The organism is Bacteroides sp. ET71 (assembly GCF_023336905.1).
GTDB lineage: Bacteria > Bacteroidota > Bacteroidia > Bacteroidales > Bacteroidaceae > Bacteroides.
Genome location: NZ_JAMBLS010000146.1, coordinates 1 through 501, shown reverse-complemented (window position 1 = coordinate 501; position 501 = coordinate 1). Strand labels below are relative to the sequence as shown.

The following is a 501-nucleotide window of genomic DNA, read 5'->3' as shown; positions in this document are numbered from 1 at the left end:
GTGGGCGTGGCGGTGAGGTTCTCCCTTGCGGCACTCGGCACATCCCTGTACGGTGGCTCCCTTCTGGTGTGGTTCGTCGGGCTGTGGCTGGCGTGGAACTTCCTTGTGGGTGTAGTCCGTTTCCTGTGGGTCTGCCTTGTGTTCCTTTTTGCGTTTGTTTCGGTTGTCGCTTTCATAGTCTGGGTATTAACACTCTAAACTCACATCATCATGGATACAACAAACATTTCAAAGAACGTTTCGTTTACCGGACACCGCTCCGGCAGGATAAGCCAACCCATGCTTACTCTTTTTACAGGCATGGTGACGGAAATCAAAAGACTGTATGCTTTGGGCTACCGTAACTTTCTCTCAGGCATGGCGGAAGGCAGCGATTTGATTTTTGCAAAGGCAGTCTTGACGGTAAGAAACGAATTAACCGATATACGGTTGGTAGCTGCCATCCCTTTCCGGAAGCAGTCCGCACGCTATTCCGACACGAACAAGAGGCTTTACATCAGT

General features: G+C 50.5%; 1 protein-coding gene and 1 pseudogene. Both read left to right on the top strand.

The genetic code is table 11. The features are described from left to right. Window positions 1-198, top strand: a 198-nt coding sequence (locus M3090_RS15610; protein ID WP_249057797.1) for a hypothetical protein, incomplete at its 5' end; no start/stop codon positions are given. A 12-nt stretch (window positions 199-210) separates the two neighbouring features. Then, window positions 211-501 (top strand): annotated as a pseudogene (locus M3090_RS15605) (DUF1273 domain-containing protein); the annotation flags it as partial.